17 protein-coding genes are annotated in these 24574 nt (G+C 60.1%); 2 read left to right on the forward strand and 15 right to left on the reverse strand.

Going from position 1 to position 24574, the window contains the following annotated elements; translation table 11 throughout:
* Nucleotides 1-129: 129 nt before the first annotated feature.
* Nucleotides 130-1530: a GABA permease gene (gabP, locus tag AD668_RS13220; RefSeq protein ID WP_053159371.1), complete on the reverse strand. Its 1401-nt coding sequence runs from the start codon at nt 1528-1530 to the stop codon at nt 130-132.
* Between the two features lie 467 nt (nt 1531-1997).
* Between gabP and AD668_RS13225 the strand changes: the two genes are divergently transcribed.
* Both AD668_RS13225 and AD668_RS13230 read left to right on the forward strand, forming a co-directional pair.
* Nucleotides 1998-3056, forward strand: coding sequence for an aromatic ring-hydroxylating dioxygenase subunit alpha (locus tag AD668_RS13225; protein ID WP_053159373.1), 1059 nt, complete (start codon nt 1998-2000; stop codon nt 3054-3056).
* An 87-nt stretch (nt 3057-3143) separates the two neighbouring features.
* A complete protein-coding gene (locus tag AD668_RS13230) occupies nt 3144-4094 on the forward strand; it encodes a PDR/VanB family oxidoreductase (protein WP_053159375.1) in 951 nt (316 codons plus the stop codon).
* Between the two features lie 8 nt (nt 4095-4102).
* Here AD668_RS13230 and AD668_RS13235 read toward each other — a convergent pair whose 3' ends face one another.
* The 14 genes from AD668_RS13235 to AD668_RS13300 form a co-directional block, all read right to left on the reverse strand.
* The gene (locus AD668_RS13235; RefSeq protein WP_053159378.1) at nt 4103-4819 is read right to left on the reverse strand and encodes a GntR family transcriptional regulator; all 717 of its coding nucleotides are present in this window, start codon (nt 4817-4819) and stop codon (nt 4103-4105) included.
* An 86-nt stretch (nt 4820-4905) separates the two neighbouring features.
* The gene (locus tag AD668_RS13240; protein WP_053159380.1) at nt 4906-6156 is read right to left on the reverse strand and encodes an OprD family porin; all 1251 of its coding nucleotides are present in this window, start codon (nt 6154-6156) and stop codon (nt 4906-4908) included.
* Nucleotides 6157-6221: 65 nt separating this feature from the next.
* Nucleotides 6222-7556 (reverse strand): MFS transporter, encoded by a 1335-nt coding sequence (locus tag AD668_RS13245; RefSeq protein ID WP_053159382.1) that lies wholly within the window; start codon nt 7554-7556, stop codon nt 6222-6224.
* Nucleotides 7557-7973: 417 nt separating this feature from the next.
* Nucleotides 7974-8780 carry a lytic transglycosylase domain-containing protein gene (locus tag AD668_RS13250; protein ID WP_053159385.1) on the reverse strand — a complete coding sequence of 269 codons (807 nt, stop codon included), beginning with the start codon at nt 8778-8780 and terminating at the stop codon, nt 7974-7976.
* Nucleotides 8781-8959: 179 nt separating this feature from the next.
* Nucleotides 8960-9754, reverse strand: coding sequence for an ABC transporter ATP-binding protein (locus AD668_RS13255; RefSeq protein WP_053159386.1), 795 nt, complete (start codon nt 9752-9754; stop codon nt 8960-8962).
* An 11-nt stretch (nt 9755-9765) separates the two neighbouring features.
* Entirely contained in the window at nt 9766-10527 is a 762-nt protein-coding gene (locus AD668_RS13260; protein ID WP_053159388.1) for an ABC transporter permease, read from the reverse strand.
* 9 nt (nt 10528-10536) lie between these two features.
* Nucleotides 10537-11298 (reverse strand): ABC transporter permease, encoded by a 762-nt coding sequence (locus AD668_RS13265; protein ID WP_053159390.1) that lies wholly within the window; start codon nt 11296-11298, stop codon nt 10537-10539.
* Between the two features lie 257 nt (nt 11299-11555).
* Entirely contained in the window at nt 11556-14018 is a 2463-nt protein-coding gene (locus AD668_RS13270) for a TonB-dependent siderophore receptor (protein WP_053159392.1), read from the reverse strand.
* Nucleotides 14019-14414: 396 nt separating this feature from the next.
* Entirely contained in the window at nt 14415-16685 is a 2271-nt protein-coding gene (locus AD668_RS13275) for a TonB-dependent receptor (RefSeq protein WP_053159394.1), read from the reverse strand.
* A gap of 374 nt (nt 16686-17059) precedes the next feature.
* Complete coding sequence (locus AD668_RS13280; protein WP_053159396.1) at nt 17060-18118, reverse strand: ABC transporter substrate-binding protein; 1059 nt, start codon at nt 18116-18118, stop codon at nt 17060-17062.
* 36 nt (nt 18119-18154) lie between these two features.
* Nucleotides 18155-19207 carry an ABC transporter substrate-binding protein gene (locus AD668_RS13285; RefSeq protein ID WP_053159397.1) on the reverse strand — a complete coding sequence of 351 codons (1053 nt, stop codon included), beginning with the start codon at nt 19205-19207 and terminating at the stop codon, nt 18155-18157.
* 20 nt (nt 19208-19227) lie between these two features.
* Nucleotides 19228-20388 carry an LLM class flavin-dependent oxidoreductase gene (locus AD668_RS13290; protein WP_053159399.1) on the reverse strand — a complete coding sequence of 387 codons (1161 nt, stop codon included), beginning with the start codon at nt 20386-20388 and terminating at the stop codon, nt 19228-19230.
* 366 nt (nt 20389-20754) lie between these two features.
* Nucleotides 20755-22623, reverse strand: coding sequence for an ABC transporter ATP-binding protein (locus AD668_RS13295; RefSeq protein WP_053159401.1), 1869 nt, complete (start codon nt 22621-22623; stop codon nt 20755-20757).
* On the reverse strand, nt 22616-24397 hold the full coding sequence (locus AD668_RS13300) for an ABC transporter ATP-binding protein (protein ID WP_053159403.1): 1782 nt from the start codon (nt 24395-24397) through the stop codon (nt 22616-22618). Before AD668_RS13300 ends, AD668_RS13295 begins: the two co-directional genes overlap by 8 nt.
* Between the last annotated feature and the right edge of the window lie 177 nt (nt 24398-24574).

Here is a 24574-nt window from a genome sequence, read left to right on the forward strand (position 1 = left end):
AGTGGTATCGACCCTGCCCTAAGCCTTGGCAAATGACAAGATTGCTCGGGATTGAATTGCGACTTCTGTCGAGTGGCGGGCATCACCTGTGGGGGAGTTTCAGGTTCGACGCAAATACCTCCCTGGTTTTTATCCCACTGACGTAACCCTCGCCGCCTGGGCAGGGTGACGCGACGTCACAAGACCAATAAAGGAAATCGCCAGCGCCAATCCAATGGTCGTGCTCACTTCCGTACGGTGTTCCGGGGTGATCATCATGACCGCCAGCGCTGCGCAAATGAACACGATCACCAGCCATGTCAGCCATGGAAACAGCCACATGCGAAAGGTCAGCTCGACGTTCTGCCGACGTAATATCCGGCGCATGCGCAGCTGCGAAACCGCAATGGCCAGGTACACCAGCAAGGCAATCGCGCCGGAGCTGGCCAGCAGGAACTCAAACAGCCCGGCGGGCATGAAGTAGCTCCACACGGTGATCGCCGCGCCCAGCACCGTGCTGGCGATGACGGCCGCCCGTGGTACCCCTTCCGAGGAGGTCACCTTCAGCCCCTTCGGCGCATCGCCACGTCGGCCCAGTGAAAACAACATGCGCGAGGCAATGTAGATCGAGGAGTTCATGCAACTGGCCACGGCAATCAGAACGACTACGTCGACCATGAACTTGGCATGAGCAATGTTCATGATTTCCAGGGCCCGCTGATAAGAACCTACCGAGGCCAGCAATGGATCATTCCAGGGCACCACGGAGATGACCACGAAAATCGACAGCAGGTAAAACACCCCGATGCGCCAGATCACCGAGCGCGTTGCCTTTGCAATGTTCTGGGCGGGATTATTGGATTCGGCCGCCGCGATGGTGACCGCTTCCGTACCGATGAAGCTGAACATGATGGTGATGAAGGCGCCGACTACCGCTGACAGGCCGTTGGGAGCAAAGCCACCGTGCTCAGCCATCAGGCCGCTCAGTCCGCTGACTTCCCGGTCGGGAACCCAGCCCATCAGTACGGCAAAACCCACGCCGATGAAAGCTATGATCGCAACGACCTTGGCCATGGCGAACCAGAATTCGAATTCGCCGTACTTGGAGACACTGAACAGATTGGTGACCACCAACGCAATGATCGACACCAGGGCGAACAGCCAGGCATCGATCTGGGGAAACCATTGATTGAGCACATGGCCCGCCGCGAGCGCTTCGATAGGAATCACCAGGACCCAGAACCACCAATAGAGCCAACCGATGGTAAAACCGGCCCAGCGTCCTATGGCCTGGTCGGCATAGGTGGAGAACGAGCCCGTGTCCGGATTGGCTACCGCCATTTCACCGAGCATGCGCATGACCAGAACGACGAGCAAGCCTGAGAATAGATAGGCCAGGAGGACCGCTGGACCCGCCGCAGCAATGGCATGCCCTGAGCCAACGAACAAACCGGCGCCGATAATACCGGCGATTGACAGCATTGTTACGTGACGAGGCTTGAAGCCCTGCGCCAATTGGCCACTCGAATCCCTGGAGTTCGGGCTAATCATTGGTTTTTTTCTCTGCTGGTCGACATTTAAGCGGATTGACAGGGGCAACCGATCATCGTTGTTACCGCATTCTTCAACCGCTGCAGTTCTTGTCAAACCCATCATTTCGATGGGGGTATCTCGATGAAAAGATGCGCCACCTTACCCGGCTTCTCCGCAGATTCAGTTACCTGATCACGCCACCTCCGTGTCTGATATCGACACATCAATACATTGTGTTCTCGGTGAAAACCAGTCAGTCACCAAGTGGCCAGCGTCAATCCTCTCGGTTCTTTGAGCGTTGTTTAAATAAGGCCGCGTCGGTCCTGGAAACGGCTTCACTCAGGCGTGGTACTCGCAAGGTTGGATATGGCTGAGCCTCCATTAATGGATCCATAGATCGTCTGTAATCTACGATTAGCTTGACTTGATCCGGTAATATCCGCTCAAATGGATCCATAAAAACAAGCCTGACTTGGAGATCCCCCATGTATCCGAAGAACACCTGGTATGTTGCCTGCACCCCCGACGAGATCGCTGACAAGCCCCTTGGGCGGCAAATATGCGGTGAGAAAATCGTTTTCTATCGAGGCCATGAAGGGCGCGTTGCCGCCGTCGAGGATTTTTGCCCACACCGCGGCGCCCCCCTATCGCTTGGGTATGTCGAGAACGGCAACCTGGTCTGTGGCTACCACGGCCTGGTGATGGGCTGTGATGGCAAAACCGTCGAAATGCCAGGTCAGCGCGTACGGGGTTTTCCGTGCAACAAGACCTACGCGGTTGAAGAGCGTTACGGTTTTATCTGGGTCTGGCCTGGGGAACAGGACAAGGCTGACCCAACCCTGATCCATCATCTGGAATGGGCTGTGAGCGATGAGTGGGCCTACGGTGGTGGACTGTTCCACATCGGCTGCGACTATCGCCTGATGATCGATAACCTGATGGATCTCACCCACGAAACCTACGTGCACGCCTCGAGCATCGGCCAGAAAGAGATCGATGAAGCGCCACCGGTCACCACCGTTGAGGGTGACGAAGTGGTCACCGCGCGGCACATGGAAAACATCATGGCGCCGCCGTTCTGGCGCATGGCCCTGCGGGGTAACAACCTGGCCGATGACGTGCCGGTGGACCGTTGGCAGATCTGCCGCTTCAGCCCGCCCAGTCACGTATTGATCGAAGTGGGCGTGGCCCACGCGGGCAAGGGCGGTTACAACGCGCAGCCGCAGCACAAGGCCGCGAGCATCGTGGTCGACTTCATTACTCCGGAAACCGACACCTCGATCTGGTACTTCTGGGGTATGGCACGCAACTTCAATCCGCAAGACGAGGCACTGACCGCCAGCATTCGCGAGGGCCAGGGCAAGATCTTCAGCGAAGACCTGAACATGCTTGAGCAGCAGCAGAAAAACCTGCTGGCCAATCCTCAGCGCAACTTGCTCAAGCTCAACATCGATGCCGGTGGCGTGCAGTCCAGGCGAGTGCTGGAGCGCATCATCGCCCGTGAGCGGTCTGCGGCGGTCGAGCTGATTACCTCGGTCAAGTAGCGACGGCGAGCGCCCTCGAACGTACCCCGGTCCACTCCCATTCCCATTGTTCGCGGCCACTGCGGTGGCCGGTCTTGAAGGTGCGACATGATTGAAGTCGTCGTGACATCCCGCAACAACGAAGCGTTGGATATTTGCAGCTACGAATTGACCTGTGCCCAAGGGGGCACATTGCCCGCCTTCACTGCCGGGGCCCACATTGACGTGCACTTGCCCGGCGGACTGGTCCGTCAGTACTCACTGTGCAATCACCCCCGGGAGCGCAATCGCTACCAGATCGGCGTGCTCAAGGACGCCGCCTCTCGCGGAGGGTCGCAGTGCATGCATGAGCAGATCAACAATGGCGATCGCCTGCACATCAGCGAGCCGCGCAACCTCTTCCCTTTGGCGGGGGATGCCCGGCGCAGCCTGTTGTTTGCCGGCGGTATCGGCATCACCCCGATTCTCTGCATGGCCGAGCAACTGGCTGACAGCGGTGCCGATTTCGAACTGCATTACTGTGTGCGTGCCATTGACCGTGCGGCTTTTGTCGAGCGACTCAAAGGTTCTTCCTTTTCTGATCGCGTGCACCTGCATTTCGATGAAGACGCCGATTCGCGTCTGGATGCCGCTAAGGTGTTGTCCAATCCGGGGCCGGACTTGCACCTGTATGTCTGTGGCCCTTCGGGGTTTATGCAGTTTGTGCTCGATAGTGCCAAGGCCCAAGGTTGGAGCGATGGGCAGTTGCATCGTGAATACTTCGCTGCAGCGCCGGTGGATACCAGTAGCGATGGGTCGTTCCAGGTGAAGCTTGGCAGTAGCGGTCAGGTGTTCGACATTCCGGCCGACAAGACGGTGGTCCAGGTGCTGGAAAGCCACGGGGTCGAGATCGCCATTTCCTGTGAGCAGGGTGTTTGCGGAACCTGCCTGACCCGCGTGCTGGAAGGAGTGCCTGATCACCGCGACCTGTTTCTCACCGACGAGGAGCAAGCCGCCAATGATCAGTTCACGCCCTGCTGTTCGCGGGCCAAATCGGCACTCTTGGTGCTGGATATCTGAACCAACGCTTATTCGCCGCGCGCGATCACTTTCATCTGCACGCTACTGCTGCCGGTCGCGCCGAACACCTCGGCGTAACGCAGGGTCGCATTGGCGTGTTCGCGCATGATGGCTTCGGCGCGGGCGCCCTGGCGGTTGACCAGCGCGTCGAAGACCGAGTGATGTTGCATGTGGGCGAAGTTGAAGCGCCGGTACTCGCGCACCATGTCCTGGCGATCGATCGCCAGCGCTGAGACTGAAGCGAAGGGGCGATGGTCGTTGCGCGCCAGGGCTTCGGCGATGGCCGGGTTGGCGCTGCTTTCGACAATCACCTGATGAAAGCGCATGTTGAGGTCATGGAACACCTCCAGGTCTTCTTCCGTCACGTAGCCTTTGTCGAACAGTGCATCGCCTTGTACCAGGCATTCGTGCAGCGCTGTCTGCGCATGCGCGCTCAGTCCCCGCTCGGCGCTCTGCCGTGCCGCCAGCCCCTCCAGCACCCCGCGCACCTCCACGGCGCCGGCGATATCGTCGGCGCTTACCGAGCGCACCTGATAACCCCGTCCGCCATGGCGCACCAGCAAGCCTTCCTGCTCAAGGGTAACGAATGCCATGCGTACCGGCATGCGCGAGACGCCGAAGCGTTCGGCTGTCGGGATTTCCATCAGCCGTTCGCCGGCCGCCAACTCGCCCGAGGCAATCATTTTGCGCAGTGCAACCAGCACCATTTGACCGGGTTTACTCATGCAGGCGACTTCCAGAGAGGTGATTCGCCATAGTAACGCAAGGAAGGGGAGAGCTGCAGGGGCGACTGGCGCCCCTGGAGGGAAGATCAGAGTGACAGGGGGTAGTTGATGATGAGGCGGGTCTGATCGAAGTCACTGTTGAAGCTGCGACGGTTGGTGGCGTTGTTGAGGCGCACGCTGAGGTTCTTCAGCGGGCCACTTTGCAGGGTGTAGCTGACTTCGGTGTCGCGCTCCCACTCCTTGCCATCGCTGCCCGCCTTGGTGGTAGCGTTTTCGCCGTGACCGTAGCGCGTCATCAGCAGCAAACCGGGGATGCCGGCGGCAGCGAAGTCGTAGTCATAACGAGCCTGCCAGGAGCGTTCGTCGGCGTTGCTGAAATTACCGTTGAACATGTCGTTGCCCAGGGTTCGCCCGCTACTGCCATACACCGACATCCAGCCGGTATCGCCGCTGACCTTCTGCAGGCCCAGATACAAGGTATGGCCTCCCAGTTTGGCCGAGAACAACCCGTAGGCGGTGTGGCTTTGTACATTACCGATACGCGCGCTGCCGTCTTCCTTGTCGATGAAGTAACCCAGGTTGGCGCCAAGGGTCCAGTCAGCGAACTGCTGTTTGTGCAGCAGGTTCAGGTAGCCTTGCTGGTAGATGTCTTCAAGTTGCGAGTGCCAGGCGCCGACCAGGGTTTGTTGTTCGTTGAAGCGGTACTCGGCACCCATATAGTTGAAGCCGTCGGACGTGACGGTGGGCGCCGCCCAGGCGGAGAGGTCTTGCATGTCTGAGGAATTGCGCAGGCTCACGTCAGTGTATTGACCTGCCTGCAGGTTCAGCCCCGGGAACTCGCGGGACACCAGCATGGCGCCCTGAAAGGTCTGTGGCAGCAGGCGGCCGTCATCGTAGCGCAGCAACGGTATGTCCGGCATGAGCTCGCCGAGCATCAGTTCTGTAGCAGAAAGGCGCATTTTCGCGGCCACTCCAATGCGCCCGTAGTCGTCGGCGGAGCGACCGTCGTCGTGCACCGGCAGCAGCTCCGAACCGCTGCGTTGCGGGCCACTGTCGAGCTTGACGCCAAGCATCGCTATACCGTCCAGGCCAAAGCCGAGCACGCCAGGGGTATAGCCGGAATTGAACTTGAGAATAGCGCCCTGGGCCCATTCCTCTATCTTGCTCTTGCTGGCGCCCGGGTCATTGAAGTCACGATTGAAATAGTAATTTCGCAGGACCAGGCTGGTCTTGGAATCGTCGAAAAAACCACCGTTCTCAGCATGCGCTGAAGGGAAGACGGCGATAAGAATTGCACCGCCGAGCAGGGCCCGGGGAGGGAGGGGGAAGCGAGTCATTATTATTGTATTCCTTGGGGATGTAGTCAGCAGCGAGGATGGACCTCGCTGCTTTGTTGCATTGCTCAGGCCTGGCTGAGTCGCACTTCTGGCTGCTGTTGGGCGCCAGGCCTCAGTAACAGCAGTACGGCGGCGGCGATCACGAAAACCACGGCAAACACCCCATACAGGTGCAGTGGCTGCCAGCCGCTATCGAGCAGCAGGCCGGCTACGGTCGGCGAAAGAATCGCACCGATCCGTCCGATACCGATGCCCCAGCCGACCCCAGTTGCTCGTACGGAGGCGTCATAGACGATCGGCGACAGTGCGTACAAACCAGCCACGCAGCCGTTGGAAAACAGCCCGATCAATAGGCCCAGGCCGAGTGCCATTGATACCGATGAAGCCGAGTCAACGAACAGGACCAGCAAGCCTGCGGTAATCAGCATGAACAACGACAGCACTCGGGTCAGACGCCAGCGCGAAGCCATGGCGCCAATCAGCGCCGCGCCGAAAATGCCGCCGACGCTCAGCAACACACCACCGCTGATCCCTTGCTGGGCCGACAACCCTGCTGCTACCAACAGCTTCGGCGTCCAGCTCATGACGAAGTAGAAGCCGAACATCACCAGGAAGAACAGCAGCCAGATCAACAAGGTCGTGCGCCGTGAAGCCGGTGAGAGCAATTGCGCCAGGCGCCCGCGGCCTGAAGTCGGCGCCGCGGGGGCGGCGGGCAGTTCGCGCAGTGCCGGCTGACCGAGGCGGGCGGCCAGGCGATTGATGCGTGCCAGGGCGTTGTCGGGGCGGCGGGCGATCAGGAAATCCAGTGATTCGGGCAGGTACATCAGCACCAGCGGGATCACCGCCAGGGTCACAGCGCCACCGAAGACGAATACCGAGCGCCAGCCAAAGTGCGTCAGCAACCACACCGACAACAGACCGCCGAGGGTCGCGCCCAAGGCATAACCGGTGGACTGCAGGCTCACCGCCAGCCCACGCCAGCGTTTGTTGGCGTATTCACTGGCAATTACGTTGCTGCTGGCCAGGATCCCGCCAATACCCAGGCCGGTCACCCCGCGTAGCAGCGCCAGTTGCAGTGGCGTCTGGCTCAGTGCCGACAACAGCATGCCGGCCCCTGAAAGCAGCAGGCAAAACAGGATCAAGGGGCGACGACCAAAGCGATCCGCCCACGGTGCAATAAACAGAGAGCCTGCCGCCATGCCAAACAGCCCGGAACTTAACAACAGCCCGATCTGTGCGCCATTGAGACCCCATTCGGCAGACACCGAAGAGGCCGTGAAGGCCATCACCAGCACGTCGAAACCATCGATCATGTTCAGGACAATGCAGATACCCACGGCCAGCCACTGGAACGGCGCCATGGAACGCTCATCGACCACGCTCTTGAGATCGACGGTCATGGCTGTTGCCCCTCGAAACGAGGCTGAGTACAGGTAAAACGAGCAAGGCACACGAAGGTGGGTACAAGCCAAGGCTTGAGCCCGATTGAAAAGTCACTCATCACGACACCCTTGTTGTTTTTATGAGCGGGCAGGCGCAACACCTGACACCGTGCGGCGCCAGTCAATCAATTTATGGATCCATTGAAAAGTGTTGTTATGAGTGTTTTTTTAGATTTTTATCCAAGAAAACAATAAATATCATTAAAAACAACGAGTTAGGAGATAACTTAAACTGTTCGATTATCGGTCAAAGAAAATGGTCTTCACATTAAGGATCCATTAAAGTCCTCCATAGGCGTCTGTTCCCGTACAGCACACTGCTGGGCCATTCCCCGAATGGCGTATTACCTATTCCAGGTTATGCGCCCTGCGGTACTAGCGATGGTTGCGATAGCGTTCGGTCAAGGACTGCACGAGGGTGACGTAGGATTGCGTCTCGGCATAGGGAGGTACCCCGTTGTACTCGACCACGGACGCTTCTCCGGCGTTGTAACCTGCCAACGCCAGCATCTGGTTGCCGTTGAAGCGCTTGAGCAGCCAGGCCAGGTAGCGCACGCCGCCACGAATGTTCTGTCGTGCGTCGAACGGATCGTCCACGTCAAAGCGCTCGGCGGTGGCGGGCATCAACTGCATCAACCCCTGAGCGCCGGCTTCGGAAATGGCGTTGGGGCGAAACGCCGATTCGGCATGTATCACTGCGCGGACCAGCGCCCGGTCGACACCGTAATGACCCGAAGCGGCTTCGATCTCCTGTCGATAGGAGCGGGTGTCCAGGCGCAGTGAGGTGACCTTGAAATCCTTCGGCGCCCTGCACAGATAGCAACCCTTGATGACATAGAGCTCAAGGACATCGACCCGTGCGGAAATCCCGACGGGGCGGCGGCTCACATATTGACGAACACCTTTGTGGACGAAGGTGAACACCCTAATCCGCACCGCACCTGCGTCGTCGTCCCGCACCAACCGTGGCAGGGCCATTGTCTTGGCGCCGACACCGGCGCCCGCCGTGTCATTCTGGCGAGTGCAGCGGGCGCTGGCGACGGCTTGGCTGGTGTAGCTGATGGCTCCGTCCGTGGCTTGGCACTTGAACATGGCGCTGGCGCACAATGGAGCGACCAGCAAGGCCAGCTCGATGCAGCCAGGAAGGCTCTTGCGAGCCCATCGCCATGCTCTGGATCTCATCACATCGCTCCGCGCCTAAGGCGCCGATCCGGGCCTTAGGCGCCTGGCCCGGGCGCTGTCTTTAGAGGGCCTATTCTGTGTGGCCCGACTTTGTTCTGATAGTTATACCCCTTGTAACCGCCCTTGGAACTTGCATTGACGTACGGGCTGCCGGCGTTCCCGACGGATTGCGTCACGGTTCAATGCCCAACCAGTTCCTCCAGCAGCTGTTCCTTGTAACCTTGCAACACGGTCGAAGTACGCTCCCGGGGGTGGGGCAGGTCGACTTTGATCTCGTGTTTGATCCGTCCCGGATGGGCGTCCATGACGATCACCCGGTCCCCCAGGTACAGCGCCTCTTCAATGTCGTGAGTAACCATGATCACCGTGCAGCGCTGCTGTACCCAGATGCGCTGCAACTCGTGTTGCAGGCGGATCCGCGTCAGCGCATCCAGAGCGCCCAGAGGCTCGTCGAGCAACAACACTTTTGGTTTATTGATCAATGCGCGAGCGATGGCTGCTCGTTGTGCCATGCCACCAGACAGCTGATGCGGGTAGGCGTTTTCAAAGCCATCGAGGTTCACCAGAGCAATGTGCTCGGCCACCCACCGGTCTTTTTCCGCTGCAGACAGCGGGTGGTTCTTCAAGGCCAGAGCGATGTTCTGGCTCAGGGTCATCCACGGAAACAACCGATGGTCCTGAAACACGATCCCGCGCTCCAGGCTGGTGCCGACGACGCGTTTGCCGTCCAGCGAGATGTCCCCTTCATAATCGGCTTCCAACCCGACGATCAGCCGCAACAGGGTTGATTTGCCGCAGCCGCTGGCACCGACGATGCTGACGAACTCGCCGGGACGAACGTCGAGATTGATATTTTTCAGTACCGGCAGCGGTTGTCCTTCGATCCGAAAAGTCTTGCTCAGACCGCGAATATGCAGCGCACCCGACTGCAAGGGCGTGCTGTGTAGCAGGGTAGTTTGGGCAATTGCGTTCATGGAGTGGCCTTTCAACGAGTGTTGCGCCAGCGCAGCAAATGGCGGCTAAGAAGGGTGAAGAGCAGCGTCATCAGGTAGCCACAGAGGCCGATGCACAGCACGCTGAGGACAATGACCTCCATGCGTGAGCCGGCTTCGGCGTTCATCATCAGGTTGCCGAGGCCGGCGCCTGAGGAGAGAAACAGTTCGCTACCGATGGCGGTGACCCAGGCAAATGCCAGTGCGTGCAACACCCCGGTGGCGATGCTCGGTAGCGCCGCCGGCAGCAGTACATGGCGAAACCGTTGCCAAGGGCTCAGGACCAGCACCTGCCCAACCTCCCGATAGCGCTGTTCGACGTGGCTGAAGCCCTGCCAGGTATTGAGGACCATCGGATAAAACGCGGCGAGGCTGACGATCAGCACCTTGGAGAATTCTCCGTTGCCGAACCACATGGCGATCAGGGGAATCCAGCCCAGCATCGGGACCTGGCGAATGGAATGGAACAACGGCCCGATCAAGCGGTTGGCCACGGCTGAAAGCGCCATCAGCACCCCCAGCAGCACACCGAAAAGGATGCCCAGGGCCAGGCCGGCGCAGGTGCGGGCCAGGCTGGCCAGCAAATTCACCAAAAGTTCGCCATTGGCCAGCAGTTCCACCAAGGCCGAACCAATAGCTGACAACGGCACAAAGGCGTAAGCCCCGGCGGCGCCCTGGCGTGACAGGTACTCCCAGCCGCCGATCAACAATAGCGGCAGCAACAAGCCGCGGGATTTTGCAAATAGTCGAGACATCAGCGGCTCCTAGCGGGTCTGCCAGCGAAACATCCGCTGTTCCAGTTGGCGAAAACCAAAGTCGAGTACAAAGCCGATCACGCCCGTGACGACCACGCCGACCATCACCACATCAATGCGCAACATTTGCCGGCTCATTTCAATCATCTGACCCAGGCCGCTGTCGGCAGCCAGCAACTCGGTGGCGACCAGCACCACCCAGGCCCGGGTCAGGCTGATGCGAAATCCGGTGATGATCGGGGGCGTGGCAGCAGGCAGGGCGATCTCGCGGACGAAGGTCGGCCAGCGCAGCCGATACACGTCAGCCACTTCGAAGTAGCTGCGCGGAATGGCTTTGACGCCTTCGCTGGCGGCCAGTGCCACCGGGAAGAAGGCGGTTTTGGCGACGATGATGATCTTGAAGGTTTCATCGATACCGAACAGCAGCACGAACATCGGGATCAACGCGATGCTGGGGATCTGGCGCAGCGTATGAAATAGCGGCGAGCAGTAGTTCTCGACATTTTTCGACAAGGCCATGAGGATCCCGAACGCCAGGCCTGACAACGAGCCGACAGTGAATCCCAGCCCCAGGCGCGACAGGCTGTTGAGCAGGTGCTCTTGCAACTCGCCGCTGGCCGACAGCTCCCCGAAGGTTCGCCATACTTGTGCGGGTGGGACCAGCAGGTTACGCGGGAAAATTCCGGCCTCCGCTACCACCGCCCAGAGCAACAGCAGGGCAGCAGGAGAGATAAGCCAGGTCAGGGTATACAACAGTCGTTGGGGGCGCATGGCAGGTCTTATTTCGGCTAAGTACCGAGGGGGTATCGCAAGAGCTGTGCCAGCCGCGACGATGCATGCACCGCCCCCTCCCGGATCCGGCTTGCTGGCGATAACACCCCCTGTAGGAGCCGGCTTGCTGGCGATAGCTGCGGTGCAAACACCACAAATCGTGCTGTCCGCCATCGCCAGCAAGCCGGCTCCTACAAAGGCAATGGTGCTTCATCAACACTGGTTGCTGCTCCAGCAACACCAGAACAGCAGCCCCGTCAGAATTCGTAACTGACACTGGTGTAGTAGAACGCTCCCTGGGCGCCTTCAGGGCTGGTGATCGAGTATTTCGGTACACCGTACAACTGCGTGCCGTCAGCCTTGTCCGGGTGGGTATCGAACAGGTTGATCGCACCCAGCGAAACCTTCAGGGTTTTGTTGAAGGTGTAGGACAGGTCCAGGTCGGTCACCCATTGCGGACTGTACGTCTGGTCCAGGGTGGGGTTGGCGGCGTTGAGGCTTTTCCATTCGCCATACCGACGTTGAGCCACGGTGATGCCCCAATCGTCATACAGCCAGTTGGCACTCAAGATCAGCTTGGTTTCGGGGGTGCCGTCTTCGATCAAACCTTGGGTGGTTCGACCGATTATCTGCGAACCCTTGATATTGCCGACGTCACGCAGGGCGGTGATTTTGGTGTTGTTCTGGCTCACGCCGGCGTTCAGGTTCAGTTGTCCCCATTGCTGCAGGTCCAACTGATAGTTGCTCGCCAGCTCGACACCGTCGGTGCGGGTATCGGCGACGTTGCTGTAGAAGGCCGCACTTTGAATATTCGCGTACGGCGTGCCAGCGAAAATCGGCGAGACCACCGACGCGGGCAATTGGTCGGAGAGGGTGATGCGGTTATCGATATCGATGCGGTAGGCGTCCAGCGTCACCGATGCATTGGCCAGCGGGCGCCAGACCAGACCCAGAGAATAACTGGTCGACTCCTCCGGTTTCAGCGATGTGCCGCCCAGCAACGCGGCTTCCGGGCTGTCTGCGCGCAGGGTGCGTTGCTGCACTTCGACAAAATTGCCGCTGCCTGGCGGTTGCTCCACCACCTGCACGCTGAATGACGACAAGCCGCTCTGCACCAGTGACGGCGCGCGATAGCCAGTGCTGGCGGTAGCTCGGGCAGCGATCTGCGCAGTGAAGTCATAACGCAAGGACAGTTTGCCGTTGGTGGTGTCGCCGAAGTCCGAGTAGTGCTCGGTGCGCACCGCAACACCGGCCTGGAATTTCTCGGTGATCTGCCCTTCGACATCGACATAGGCTCCCAATACGTTGCGGTCCAGTGTGGCCGCATCGACTTGGGTAATGCCCGAGTAGTAACCCGGGATGCGCCGCTGCGTAATCGGGTCGACGCTATTGAAGAACGGACCGTTCTGCCATCCGGCGGCTTCTCCTTCGCTCAGCTCGTAGTTCTCCTGGCGCCAGGCCAGGCCAGCGGAGAGTGTCAGCGGCTTGAACAACAGGTCGGTGGGGAAATCCCGCACCCAGTCCAGCGTTACGTTGGTCTGGTCAGCCTCACGTTTGCCGGTGTAGATGTTTTCCGGGCTGTTGGCGCCCCAGCTCGGGTTGATCGCATGGTGGTCGGTGGAATCCAGGGTGTTGTCGCCATGGTTCACGGCGAAGTCGAATTTACCCAGTTGTTCGTCTTCGTAGCGCAGCCCCCCGGTCAATGCATAGTCTTCCAGCGAATAGCGGGTAATGGGCAGGCGTCCGTCCGGGAAGCGCTGCAACGCGGTGCTGCTGTAATTGTTGCGCAACGTCGTAGGCGGATCGAAAAAGCCTTCCGCATCGGTATTTTTGTGGGCGTACGTGGCAAAGCCGTAGGCGGTCAGACCTTCGCCAATGCCGACCTCGCTGTTTACGGCAACGTTGTATTGGTCCGATACATTGCCCGAGCCCCAACGCCAGGTGCGATAGCGATTGTTCTGTTCACGGGGGGTGTTGATGCTGGTAGAGCCCGGGTAAAAAATCCGGTTGTCCGGGTTGGTGTCGCTGGCCGGGTCCTGATTGCCGGCGTCGAAACTCATGGTCAGGAAGCCGTCGTTGGGCAGGGTGAAGCCTTTCCAGCCGCTGAGTTTGCGCTGGATGCCATCACCTTTGTCATAGCCGCCGAAGCGGTATCCGAGATTGCCTCCCTCGTCCTTTTCCTTGAGCACGATGTTGATCACGCCGGCAATGGCGTCTGAGCCGTATTGCGCTGCGGCGCCGTCGCGAAGGATTTCCACGCGCTGGATCGAGCTCAGGGGAATCAGGCTCAAATCGACGGCCGCCGCACCACGGCCATTGACCAGGCTTTGCCGGGTGACGTTGGCGCTGGTATGGCGGCGCTTGCCGTTGACCAGCACCAGCACCTGATCAGAGGCCAGGCCGCGTAGCGATGCGCCTTGGGCGATGGACCCGGCGAAGGCACCTTGGGGTGATTGCGGATAGGTGAACGAGGGTGACAGCGCGGTGAGGGCGCCGGACAGGTCACTGGCGCCGGTCTGTTCCAGTTGCTCGCCAGACAGCACGTCAATCGGCGCGGCGCTTTCCAGTGCCGTGACATCGCTTCGACGGGTGCCGAGCACGACCACGGTGTCCAGGTGATCGCCGGTTGCACCGGGTTGGGTAGGGGCAGCAACGACAGGCAGGGCAAGGCTGCCAATGACCAGCGCAATAGCGCCGGCCAACGGGGTGTGATGGAACATGGGTTAAATTCCTTCCATGCTGTAGGCGCCGGCTTGCCGGCAATGGCGGCCTTCAAAGCGATACAAGACTTGCGGGCCTCATCGCCAGCAAGCTGGCTCCTACAGGGTTTTGTGTGGTTCCGGAGGACCGGAAATCGATTGTTTGAATGGATACCGGCAGACCGGAAATCGATGGGTGTTGCGTGGATACCGGCGGCCCGGAAATCGTTGGGTATTGCATGGAAACCGGTGGCCCGGAAATCGGTGGGTATTACTGGGAAACCGGTGGCCCGGAAATCGAGGTTTTCTGTAGGAGCCGGCTTGCTGGCGATGGCGGCCTTCAGGGCGATGCAAGGCTTGCGGGCCTCATCGCCAGCAAGCCGGCTCCTACAGGGGGTTATGTGCCTCCTGCAAGGGTCAGAAGCGGCTGGTCACGCTCAGGCCAACGGTGCGTGGGTCGCCGTAGGTAATGACGTATTGGCCCAGCGTGCCGTTCGGACGGCCGTGAACCTGGTAGCGACGGTCGGTGACGTTGTTCACAAAACCAGTGACGCTGAGCTTTTCATCCGGGCTGAACCAGGTCAGGCGAGTGTTCGCCAGGGTGTAGTGCGGTTGGCTGAGGGTCTTGTCGGCGCTGCTCTGGCGGTCGGCGAGGAAGTATTCCTTGTCGCGATAGCTGACATCGCCACCGGCGACCAACTTGCCACCGATTTCCAGCGGGAACGTGTAATCGGCACCCAGCGCCACCACGTTGCGCGGCGAACGCACGAAGCTGTTGCCACTGTAATCACCCGTGACGACGCCGGTGTTGGGGTTGGTGTTCTTGAAGTCGGTGTATTCGGTGTCGAGGAACGATACCGCAGCACGCAGGTGCAGGTAGTCGGTCGGTTGGGCTTCGAGTTCCAGCTCGGCGCCCTTGACCGTACCCTTGGCGCCGTTGGTCAACGCCGTGGTGAGCACCCCGTTGTTGACCGTCAGCAGGTTCACCTGGATGTCCGAATAGTCGTAATAGAAGATATTGGCGTTGGCCGTCAGGCGATGGTCGAACCACTCGGACTTGAGGCCGATTTCGTAGGCGTCGAGTTGTTCCGGGTCCACCGTGGTCAGCTGCGAAAGGCTGGTGGACAGGCCGGTGTTGAATCCGCCGGAACGGAAGCCGTGGGCATAGCGGAAAAACACTCGCAGGTTGTCGTTGATCCGGTATTCCGGCGTCAGGTCATAGGTCCAGGCTTCCCAGGTCTTGTCTTCCTGACGGTTGCCATTGGTGCCGACACCGGCCAGGGGCACCAATGGACCGTTGGCGGTGATGCGGGTCAGTTGGGTCAGGTCGAGGTCGATGTCTTTCTTTTCCTGGGTCCAGCGCAGGCCGCTGGTCACGGAGAACTTATCGGTGAAGTCATAGGTCAGGTTGCCGAACAGCGCGTAACTGTCCGTGGCGTGGTCGTAGCTCAAGTCACGAAAGTCGGTGGCGCCGCCGATCTGGTTCGAGCCGGTGCCGTTAGGCGTGGGGCCGGGTGTGATGATGCGCTGTGCGGAGCTGTCGAGATCTTCGTGGAAGTAGTGCGCTCCCAACAACCAGCGCAAGGTTTCCTGCTGCGGCGAGGCCAGGCGCAGTTCCTGGGAATACTGCGAATATTTGTTGTCGGCAATCGCTGCGCCGTTGACCTCATAAGGCGTGTAGTCGGCGTCGCTGGTGGATTGCCCGCGAATGTAGTCATAGGCACTGATGGAGGTCAGGGTGTAGTCACCCAGATGCCAGTTCAGGGTCAGCGAAGTGCCGTCGTGATTGAGCTTGGAGTCTTCATTGACATTGATATCGATATCGCGCCCGCTGGGACGTTCATAACCCACGTTGTAGTAGCGCCCGACGGTGAGTGAGCCGTTGCTGCCGTCGCCTTTGTATTCGCGACTGTGAACCTTCAGCAATGCCTCAAGATCATCATTGACCTGAGCCAGAAACTGCAGGCGCACGGCTTTCTTGTTGACGTCGCCGTAGGTGTTGTCGTCCACCAGGTTGTCCTGAAAGCCGTCACGCTCTTCGGAATACAGCGCGATCCGCGCCGCGAGTTTCTCATCCACCAGCGCTCCCCCCAGAGCGCCACTGACGATGCGTTCGTTTTTGGTGCCAAACCCGATCGTGCCGAAACCATCGGTGTCGAAGGTTGGTTTTTTGGAGATGACATTCACCGCGCCTGCGGTGGTGTTCTTGCCGTACAGCGTGCCTTGCGGCCCTCGCAGGATTTCGATGCGCTCCAGGTCGAACAACGGCCCGCCGCCGGCGATAGGTGCGTTCAAGTAGACGTCATCGGCGTAGATTCCCACCGGAAAAACCGTTGCCGCGCCGGTGTCCCCGGTGCCGAGACCACGGATGTACCAACGCGGCCGGCCATCGCCGTCCGGGTTTTTTGCCGAGGTGTTGGGCACGAACGTGGTGATGTCACCCATGTTGCGCACACCATCGACGACGAGGCTGTTGCCCTGTATCGCCGACACCGCGACCGGAATCTCTTGCAGGGTTTCTTCCCGGTGTTGAGCGGTCACGGTCACGGTCTTGAGTGAAGGCTCCGTGGCGGTTTTGCTGCTATCGGCTTCTGTGGCTTCTGCTGCCAGCAATCCCTCGCTGACGCCGCCCCCGGCCAGCAACAAGGTTAGCCAGATACTCTTGGTGATTGGATTAAGTTTATGCATTTAAGTCTCCCCCAAAAAAGTTTCACTAGTGGGGGTAGAGCAGAGATCGTGCCAAGAGGTTTTGCGAGCGCTTTAGTTTTGTTAAGTGCCTGTATTTAAAGGGTTATGTTGTTATTGAAAGTTGTGTTTGTGGGGTTTTTCCAGCGTTTTTTTAGTTAGGCTGCATGCGAGTTAAAGAGCCTGTCAGGTATTCAGCACAAAGTTGTTTGGTGGGTGTTGCTGGAGCAGCAGGCGTCGGGGGGAAGAGTGTTGCCTGGCCAGCAATTCATTGGCCTTGCGGACGCCATCGCCAGCAAGCCAGCTCCTACAGGTCGTGCGCAAACCTTGTAGGAGCCGGCTTGCCGGCGATGGCGGTATTACAGGCGATGAGGCACTCAAACCGCCAGGCGGGAAGTGGAGCCAATGACATTTTCAAGCACGCTGAAATCGATCCAGTCGCGCACATCGAATCGTCGCGGGATGAAATCCCAGCGATGCAGGAAATCGGTGAAATCCTGCAACGCTTCGATCGAGCGGGTATCGAGCGTGGTGCGCAAGCGCCGATGGGCGTCTTCACCGTAGGCGGCGGCTACCCAATACTCACTGGTGTTCAGTTCACGGGCCAGAAAACGCCGGGTTTCATCCGGATTGGCCCAGGCCCATTGCTCGGTGCGCAGCACGGTATCGACGATTTTCACGCTGGCGTCGAAGTGCTCGTGCAGCAAATGGGTGTCCACGGTCAGGGTTCGGGGCGTGCCGTTGTTCGAGCGAATCAGCGGGTCCGGATGGGAGCCGGTATCGACCACCACCTGCAAGCCGAACTCATGGGCCAGGTGCACCGCATGCGCGCCCTTGAGAAAAATCGCGTCGATGTCACCGCGCAGCAAGCCGATCAGCTCATTGTTGCGCTTGCTGATGCGGGTGACTTCCAGGCTGACTTCCGAACCATAGACATGCTGCTTCTGATCGTCGCTGTAGGTCCCGCCATAGGGGTAGTCCACCAACTCGACGTCGGCCACTGTCAGGCCTTCGAGCTTCAGGGCGTTTTCCAGGCCGCGCAGGGCTTGGGCACGGGTGAAGTCAATCTGCACGTTGGCCCATTTCGGCAGGCCGAAACGACGGTTTTTCAGGTCGCGAATGCTCTTGATGCCGCTTTCCTCGGTGGTCAGGATCAACTGCACCTCGTCGCTCCAGGACAGCCCCAGTACCCGGGTTTGTACGCCGCTGGCATAGGCCCAGATGGCCGGGATATTGCCGCCATGACGCACCGAGTTTTTCAGGTGATGGTCGTAATGGGCTTCGCGTACCTCCCGCTCGCTGGACTCGCGCAGGGATTGGATGTTGGTGCCGAACGGCAGAAAGGCTTCGGCCAGTCGACCGGACTGCACGGCGATGCCAAGCCCCGTGGGAACAGGGCTATGGGTGTACCAAAGCGTATCGAGTGGTTTGCTCATGTTGGCCTTCAGTTCGAGTCCATGAAACCTGGCGGGTTACCCGGCCAGCGCGGTGGGCGATTGCAGCAACGCGTCCAGCGGTCGTCGATCGATCCAATCGCGCACGTCGAAACTTTTCGGGATGAAACGCCAGCGATGCAGAAAGTGGGTGAAGTCCTGCAGGGCGCCAATGGCCTGCTCGTCCAGTTCGGTGTTCAGGCGCAGGTGGGCGTCGTTGCCATAAGCGGCGCTGACCCAGTACTCGCTGCTGTTGGTTTCGCGGGCCAGGTAGCGGTGCGCGTCTTGGGGATGGGTGTGCGCCCAAAATTCGGCGCGTCGTACAGAATCGAGAATGCCGGTGGCGACCTCGAAGTGGTTGTCCAGCAGGTTCAGGTCCACCGCCAGTGTGCGAGGCGTGCCGTTGTTGCTGCGAATCAGCGGCTCGGGGTGCGAGCCGGTGTCGATGACCGTGTGCAGGCCAAACTCATGGGCCTGGCGGGCGGCGCTGGCGCCTTTGAGGAAAATCGCATCGACTTCACCACGCAGCAGGCCCACCAGTTCCAGATTGCGCCCTTCGACCCGCTGCGTACTGACCGGCGTGCCGTTGACAGTACTGACCTGAGGATCGCTGAACGTGCCCTCGTAGCGGTAGTTCACCAGCTGCACATCGCCGACTTGCAGGCCTTCGAGTATCAGGGCGTTTTCCAGACCGCGCAGGGCCTGGGCGCGGGTAAAATCGATCTGCGCACCAGCCCAGTCGGGCAGGCCGAAACGGCGTCCCTTCAGGTCCTTGACGGTTTTGATACCGCTGTCTGGAAGGGTCAGGATCAGTTGCACTTCATCGGCCCACGACAGCCCGATGACGCGTGTCTCCCGGCCTTGGGCCCTGGCCCAGATCGCCGGGATATTGCCGCCATGGCGTACCGAGTTGCGCAGAGTGTGATCGAAATGCGACTCGCGCACAGCCTTGTCGGCGGACTCGCGCAATGACTGTACTTGCGTGCCCAGTGCGCCAACGGTGTCTTGCAGCCAGCCTTTTTGCACGGCGATGCCCAGTCCGGTGGGGACCGGGCAACGGGTGTACCAGAGGGTGTCGAGGGGTTGAGTCATCAAAAATTCTCCCGCAGCGTTCAGGCGCTGGCTTTCAAATGAGAGGTCGCCTGGGTGGCTGGACGTTGGTGCACCAGTGGCAGGACTTCCTGACCGATACGCAGGGCTTCTTCCAGGTGTGGGTTACCGGCGAGGATGAAGGTCGAGAAACCGGCGTCGCGGTATTCCACCAGGCGTTCGGCGATGTTCTCGTGACTGCCCACCAGACCCACGGTCGGCCCCGGCTTTGCCTTGGCGAAGCCGGCCCAGAGGTTCGGGCCGATGATCAGGTCGTCGAAGCGGTCGATGTGCTGGTGGTAGGCGGTCTGGCGCGCGCCACCGACCGAATCGGAGCCACTGGTGAAGCCCTTGGCGACCACGCTGCTCTTGCCTTCGAGCTTGTCGAACTGACGACGCAGATCTTTCCACGCCAACTCTTCGGTTTCCCGGGCGAACAAATCGACCCGCAGACCGAAGCGCACGCTGCGGCCCTGCTTGTCTGCCAGTTCGCGCACCCGTTCGATGTGCGGCTTGAGCTTGTCGATGGGCTCGGCCCAGTTCAGGTAAACGTCTGCGTGTTTGGCTGCAACATCCAGGGCCGCATCGGAAAAACCGGAAAAGTACACGCCGGGTTTGCGCTCGTTCTGCAGGCCGTGGGGTAACGCGCCGTTCTCCAGTTGATAAATATCGCCGTCATAGGAGAAACGCTCGTTCTGCCAAAGGCCCTGGATAATGTCGAGAAATTCGCCGGTGCGCTTGTAACGCAGGTCATGTTCCAGGAAGTCACCGTTGGCCCGCTGACTGGCCGGGTTGCCACCGGTGATGATGTTCCACTCCAGGCGACCGCGACTGAGGTTTTGAAGGATCGCCGCTTGTTGCGCGGCGTAGGCCGGAAGTGTCCAGGTCGCTTGGAATGCGATCAAAAATTTGATCCGGCGGGTTTCCCGTGCGAGGGCCGCTGCGGCAATCCACGGCTCCGGGCCGGTGGGCAGCAAGGCGCCTTCGAAACCTGCCAGTTCGGCGGCTTTTGCGACTTGGGCAATGTAGTCGATGTAGGTGAAGTCATCCGGTTCACCATTGGGCAGACGCCCGGGTGCGATATTGCCTGGACGATAGTGCGGATTTCCGCGGTTATGTTTGTCGGTGGTCAGTTGCGGACCATCGGTGCCCAGCGGCAGGCGCCAGAAAAACTCAGTGCTCATGGGATGCTCCTGATTCAATTACGCGTTGCGTCGCGCAGGTGCGAGGACGTCTTGAGGGGATGATTGCAACGGACATGCCATGGTCGATAAGCCGGGTTCTGACCAGCAGGGCCGGGGGATTGGCGGGCAAACGGGGAGGGGTGGCAGGCGAGGGTGCTGCTGTAGCAACAGCCGGCCAGCAATGGGTGTTCAGGGTGCAACAAGGAGTGTTCATTGCACGTGCATCTGTAGGCGCAGGCTTGCTGGCGATCAGGCCGGTGGATTTTGCGCGACTTTGAGCGCGCCATCGCTGGCAAGCCAGCGCCTACAGGTCCGTGTGTGAACGCGAGTTTGTAGGAGCCGGCTTGCTGGCGATGGCGGTCGCATTCACGCCGATGCGGTGGCGACGATCTCGTCAATGGACGAACCGGCTTCGGCGCTGCGCAGGTACGTCTGGTACAACGCCGCATATGCGCCACCCTTATCGATCAACTGGCTGTGGGGGCCTTGTTCCACTACGCGACCATGACGGATGACCGCGATGCGGTCGGCATCGCGAATGGTTGCCAGGCGATGGGCGATGATGATGGCGGTGCGGCCTTCGCAGAGTCGGCGAAACGCTCGCTGAATTCGGCGCTCGGTATGGATGTCGACAGCTGAGGTCGCCTCGTCCAGCACCAGCACCGCCGGGTCTGCGAGGTAGGCACGTACCAGGCAGACCAACTGCCGTTGGCCATGACTCAGATGCCCGCCCAAAGGACCGACTTCGGTCTGGTATTGGTGCGGCAGGCGCTCCAGCACTTCGTCCGCGCCCAGCTCCCGGGCTGCTGCAATCAGGCTCGCGTCGTCGGCGTGGGGAGATGCCAGACGCAGGTTGTCCAGGATGCTGCCGCTGAACAACACATTGTCTTGCAGGACCACGCCGACATTACGCCTCAGTTCATGCTGGGCCAGGTTACGAACATCAATGCCATCGAGTCTGACCGCACCCGACTGAACCTCGTAGAAGCGCGTCAGCAGCTGCACCAGCGTGCTCTTGCCGTGACCCGAAGGGCCGACAATCGCCATTACCTCACCGGCAGGGATGTGCAGGTCAAGGTCGTTGATCACCGGCGAGGGGCTATTGGCATCGTAGCTGAAACGCGCTCGCTCGAAACTCACTTCGCCCCGGGCTTTGCCCACGGTTTGCGGTGTGGCGTCGTCGTTGATCTGCGCAGGCGTATCGAGCAACAAAAAGATCCTCTGCGCCGAGGCCGAACCCGTGGCGTAGCGCTCGAACAGGTCCGACAGTTCCTGCAGTGGCCCGAGGAACAGGAACACATAAAACAGACTCTCCGCGATCTGGCCAACGGTCACATCCGCCTGTGCCATGCCATAAGCGCCTACCAGTAACAACACGGCCATCCCGGCCGAGCTGAGCAGGGCGGTAAAGGGTGCGAACCAGCCGGATCGCAGGCTGCCGTGGATCAGCGCCCGATTGAAGTCATCCAGCAGGCCGCGGTAGCGCCGCAGGTTCGGGGCTTGCTGCGCACACTGTTGCAACATGCGCGCGCCGCTCACGCTTTCCACCAGATGCGCGGTGAAACGGCTGCGGTTCTCCGCGACCCTGGCCCAGTTGCGCTGGGAAATGCGTTTGAAACTCCAGGTCGCCAGCACCAACACTGGCACCGTAGCGGCGAGACTGAGAAAAAACCGCGGGTCGATTCGCCACAGCATCACCGAGGCCAGTGCGCAGCGCAGCAAGGCGCCAAGCAACTCGGGTGGCCCCTGGATCAACAACGGTTCAAGGGCATCGACATCACGGTCGACACGCGAAATGATTCGCCCGGCCTTGGTGCGGTCGAAATAGCTGACGCTCAGGCTCTGTACATGCGCGAATACCCGTACTCGCAAGTCATTCAACACCCGGATCGCCGCACTGCCGGCGATGAACTGCGAGACCCCTGCGAGCAGGAAACGCCCGAGCCAGCTGACCGCCAGTCCCAGTCCGAGCCACAGCACAAGGCGCTCATCGAGCAACCAGTGATCGTTCTGTTGAATCAGCCCACGATCGAGCAATTCACGGACAAACCAGGGGCGCAGGAACACCGTGAATACCAGCAGCAATTCAATGCCGATGACCCCGGCAATATGTCGGCGAATCGGTTTGAGCAGCGGCAACAGTCGACCGAACATGCTGCGGTCGAGGGCTTTTTTGGCCAGCATTTCTTCAATTTCGATATCGCTCAAGGCTTTGCCGGCGATTGGGTTAGCCATGGTCGATCCCTAGCAGGTCGCGGTAGTCCGGATGGGTTTTCAAGAGTTCAGCATGGGTACCGCTGGCGGCGATCCGACCGTCCTGGAGCATCAGCACGCGGTCCGCCAGGAGGATGGTCGACAGCTTGCTGGAGATCACCAGCAAGGTGGTGGCACGCCCCTGATCACGGCGCAGCTGGCGAATGTTGTTCAATACCTGACGCTCGCTGATCGCATCCAGCGCGCTGGTGGCATCGTCCAGGCACAGGATGTCCGGCTCGCCGAGCAGCGCACGGGCCAGACTCAAGCGTTGGCGCTGACCGCCAGAAAGCGTCACGCCCCGATCACCGAGCGGCGTAGCCAAACCTTGTGGCAGGCGCTCAAGCACGTCCTGCGCGGCAGCCAGGCACAAGCCATGATGCAACTGTTGATCGCTGGCGTGCGGCGCAGTCAGGCGCAGGTTGGCCGCGAGCGTGTCGGAGAACAAAAAACTTTCTTGCGGCACCACATGCACCCGGCGCCTCAGTTCGTCCAGGTTCAACTGACGAATGTCCTGCCAACCCGCACTGTCGGAGCCGATCAGTAAACGACCGGAGGAGAAGTCGCTCAGACGTGGCAACAGACTGGCGAGCAGGCTTTTCCCGGTACCGGTCGCGCCCACCAGAGCGACGATTTCGCCCGGCTGCAACGTCAGTGAACAGTTCTGCAAAATCTCTCGACCACCGCCGGGAGCGCCGACACTCACGTGCTCCAGCTTCAACCCCAGCGGCGATTCGGGCAGGCTGCGGTTGCCGCTGCGAATCGCCGCTGGCTCGTCCAGCAGTTGCCAGATGCGCTCAGCGCTGGAGCGGGCATCGGCGAAAGTCTGCATGACGCGGCCAATACCTTCGATGCGAAACACCAGAGTGGTGGCAATGAGCAGCGAAGTGACCAATTCACCGATGCCCAGTCGGTCGGTTGCTACCAGATGAGCGCCGTAAACCAGAATCCATACATGCCCCAAGGCAACGACGGCCTGGGGCAAGGGTATCCGCGAACTGGAGTAGGCGAGGGCAAGCCGGGCGTGGTCGGCAAACACCCCCACTTGTGAGGCGAAGCGCTGAATGCGACTGTGTTCCAGACCAAAGGACTTGATTACCCGCACGCCGCTGATGCCTTCGCTGAGGTCCTGATTGACCCGGTCATAGGCTTCGCCAACCGCTCGATCGAGACTGACCAGGCGCTCGGTCTGGCGCACGAATATCCATAGGCCGAACACGGTCAACAGCAACGGAACCAGGCCCAGTAGCGGGTTGTACCAACCCAGCAGGCCGACAGTTGCCAAGACCACCAGTGGCGTCTCCACGACTTGCCGCCAGAAGCTGATGAGTGCATCGCGCACCTTGTCGGCATCGCGGGTGGTGCGAGTGATCATCTCACCCATGCCGTGTTGCCAGTGATAACCCAAATGCAGGGTTTGGACCTGTTGCAGGATGCGCTCGCGCAGACGCGTCAGCAGTTCCTGACTGAGCACCAGCGACAACACGCTGGCGGCGTATTGCAACGCGCCACGGCCTACGGCCACGGCGAGCATCAGCCACAGCCAGTACCATCCAAGGCTGGCATCGAGGCTGCCATCGGCTTGGCGGATCACTGCGCGACCCGCGCTGACATCGTTCACCGCGTGCCCGATCAGCCATTGCTGCCAGACCAGCCCAAGGTTCACGGCAATGAACAACGCCGCTACGAGGGCGAAGCGCCAGGGCATTTCCCGGTAAATCGCAAGGCTGCGCAATAGAGGGTGTTTTTCGATCATGTAATTGCTCTGTGATAAGTGCCGCACCGTAAGCACCTGTAGGAGCCGGTTTGCTGGTGATGGCGTCTTTGATTGTGGCGCAAACTTCGAAGGCCTCATCGCTGGCAAGCCAGCTCCTACAGGTTTGTCGCTGTTTTCAAATTTCCCTTGTAGGCGCCGGCTTGCTGGCGATGGTGT

It is taken from the genome of Pseudomonas sp. P1.8, assembly GCF_001269805.1.
In the GTDB taxonomy this organism is placed as follows: Bacteria; Pseudomonadota; Gammaproteobacteria; order Pseudomonadales; family Pseudomonadaceae; genus Aquipseudomonas.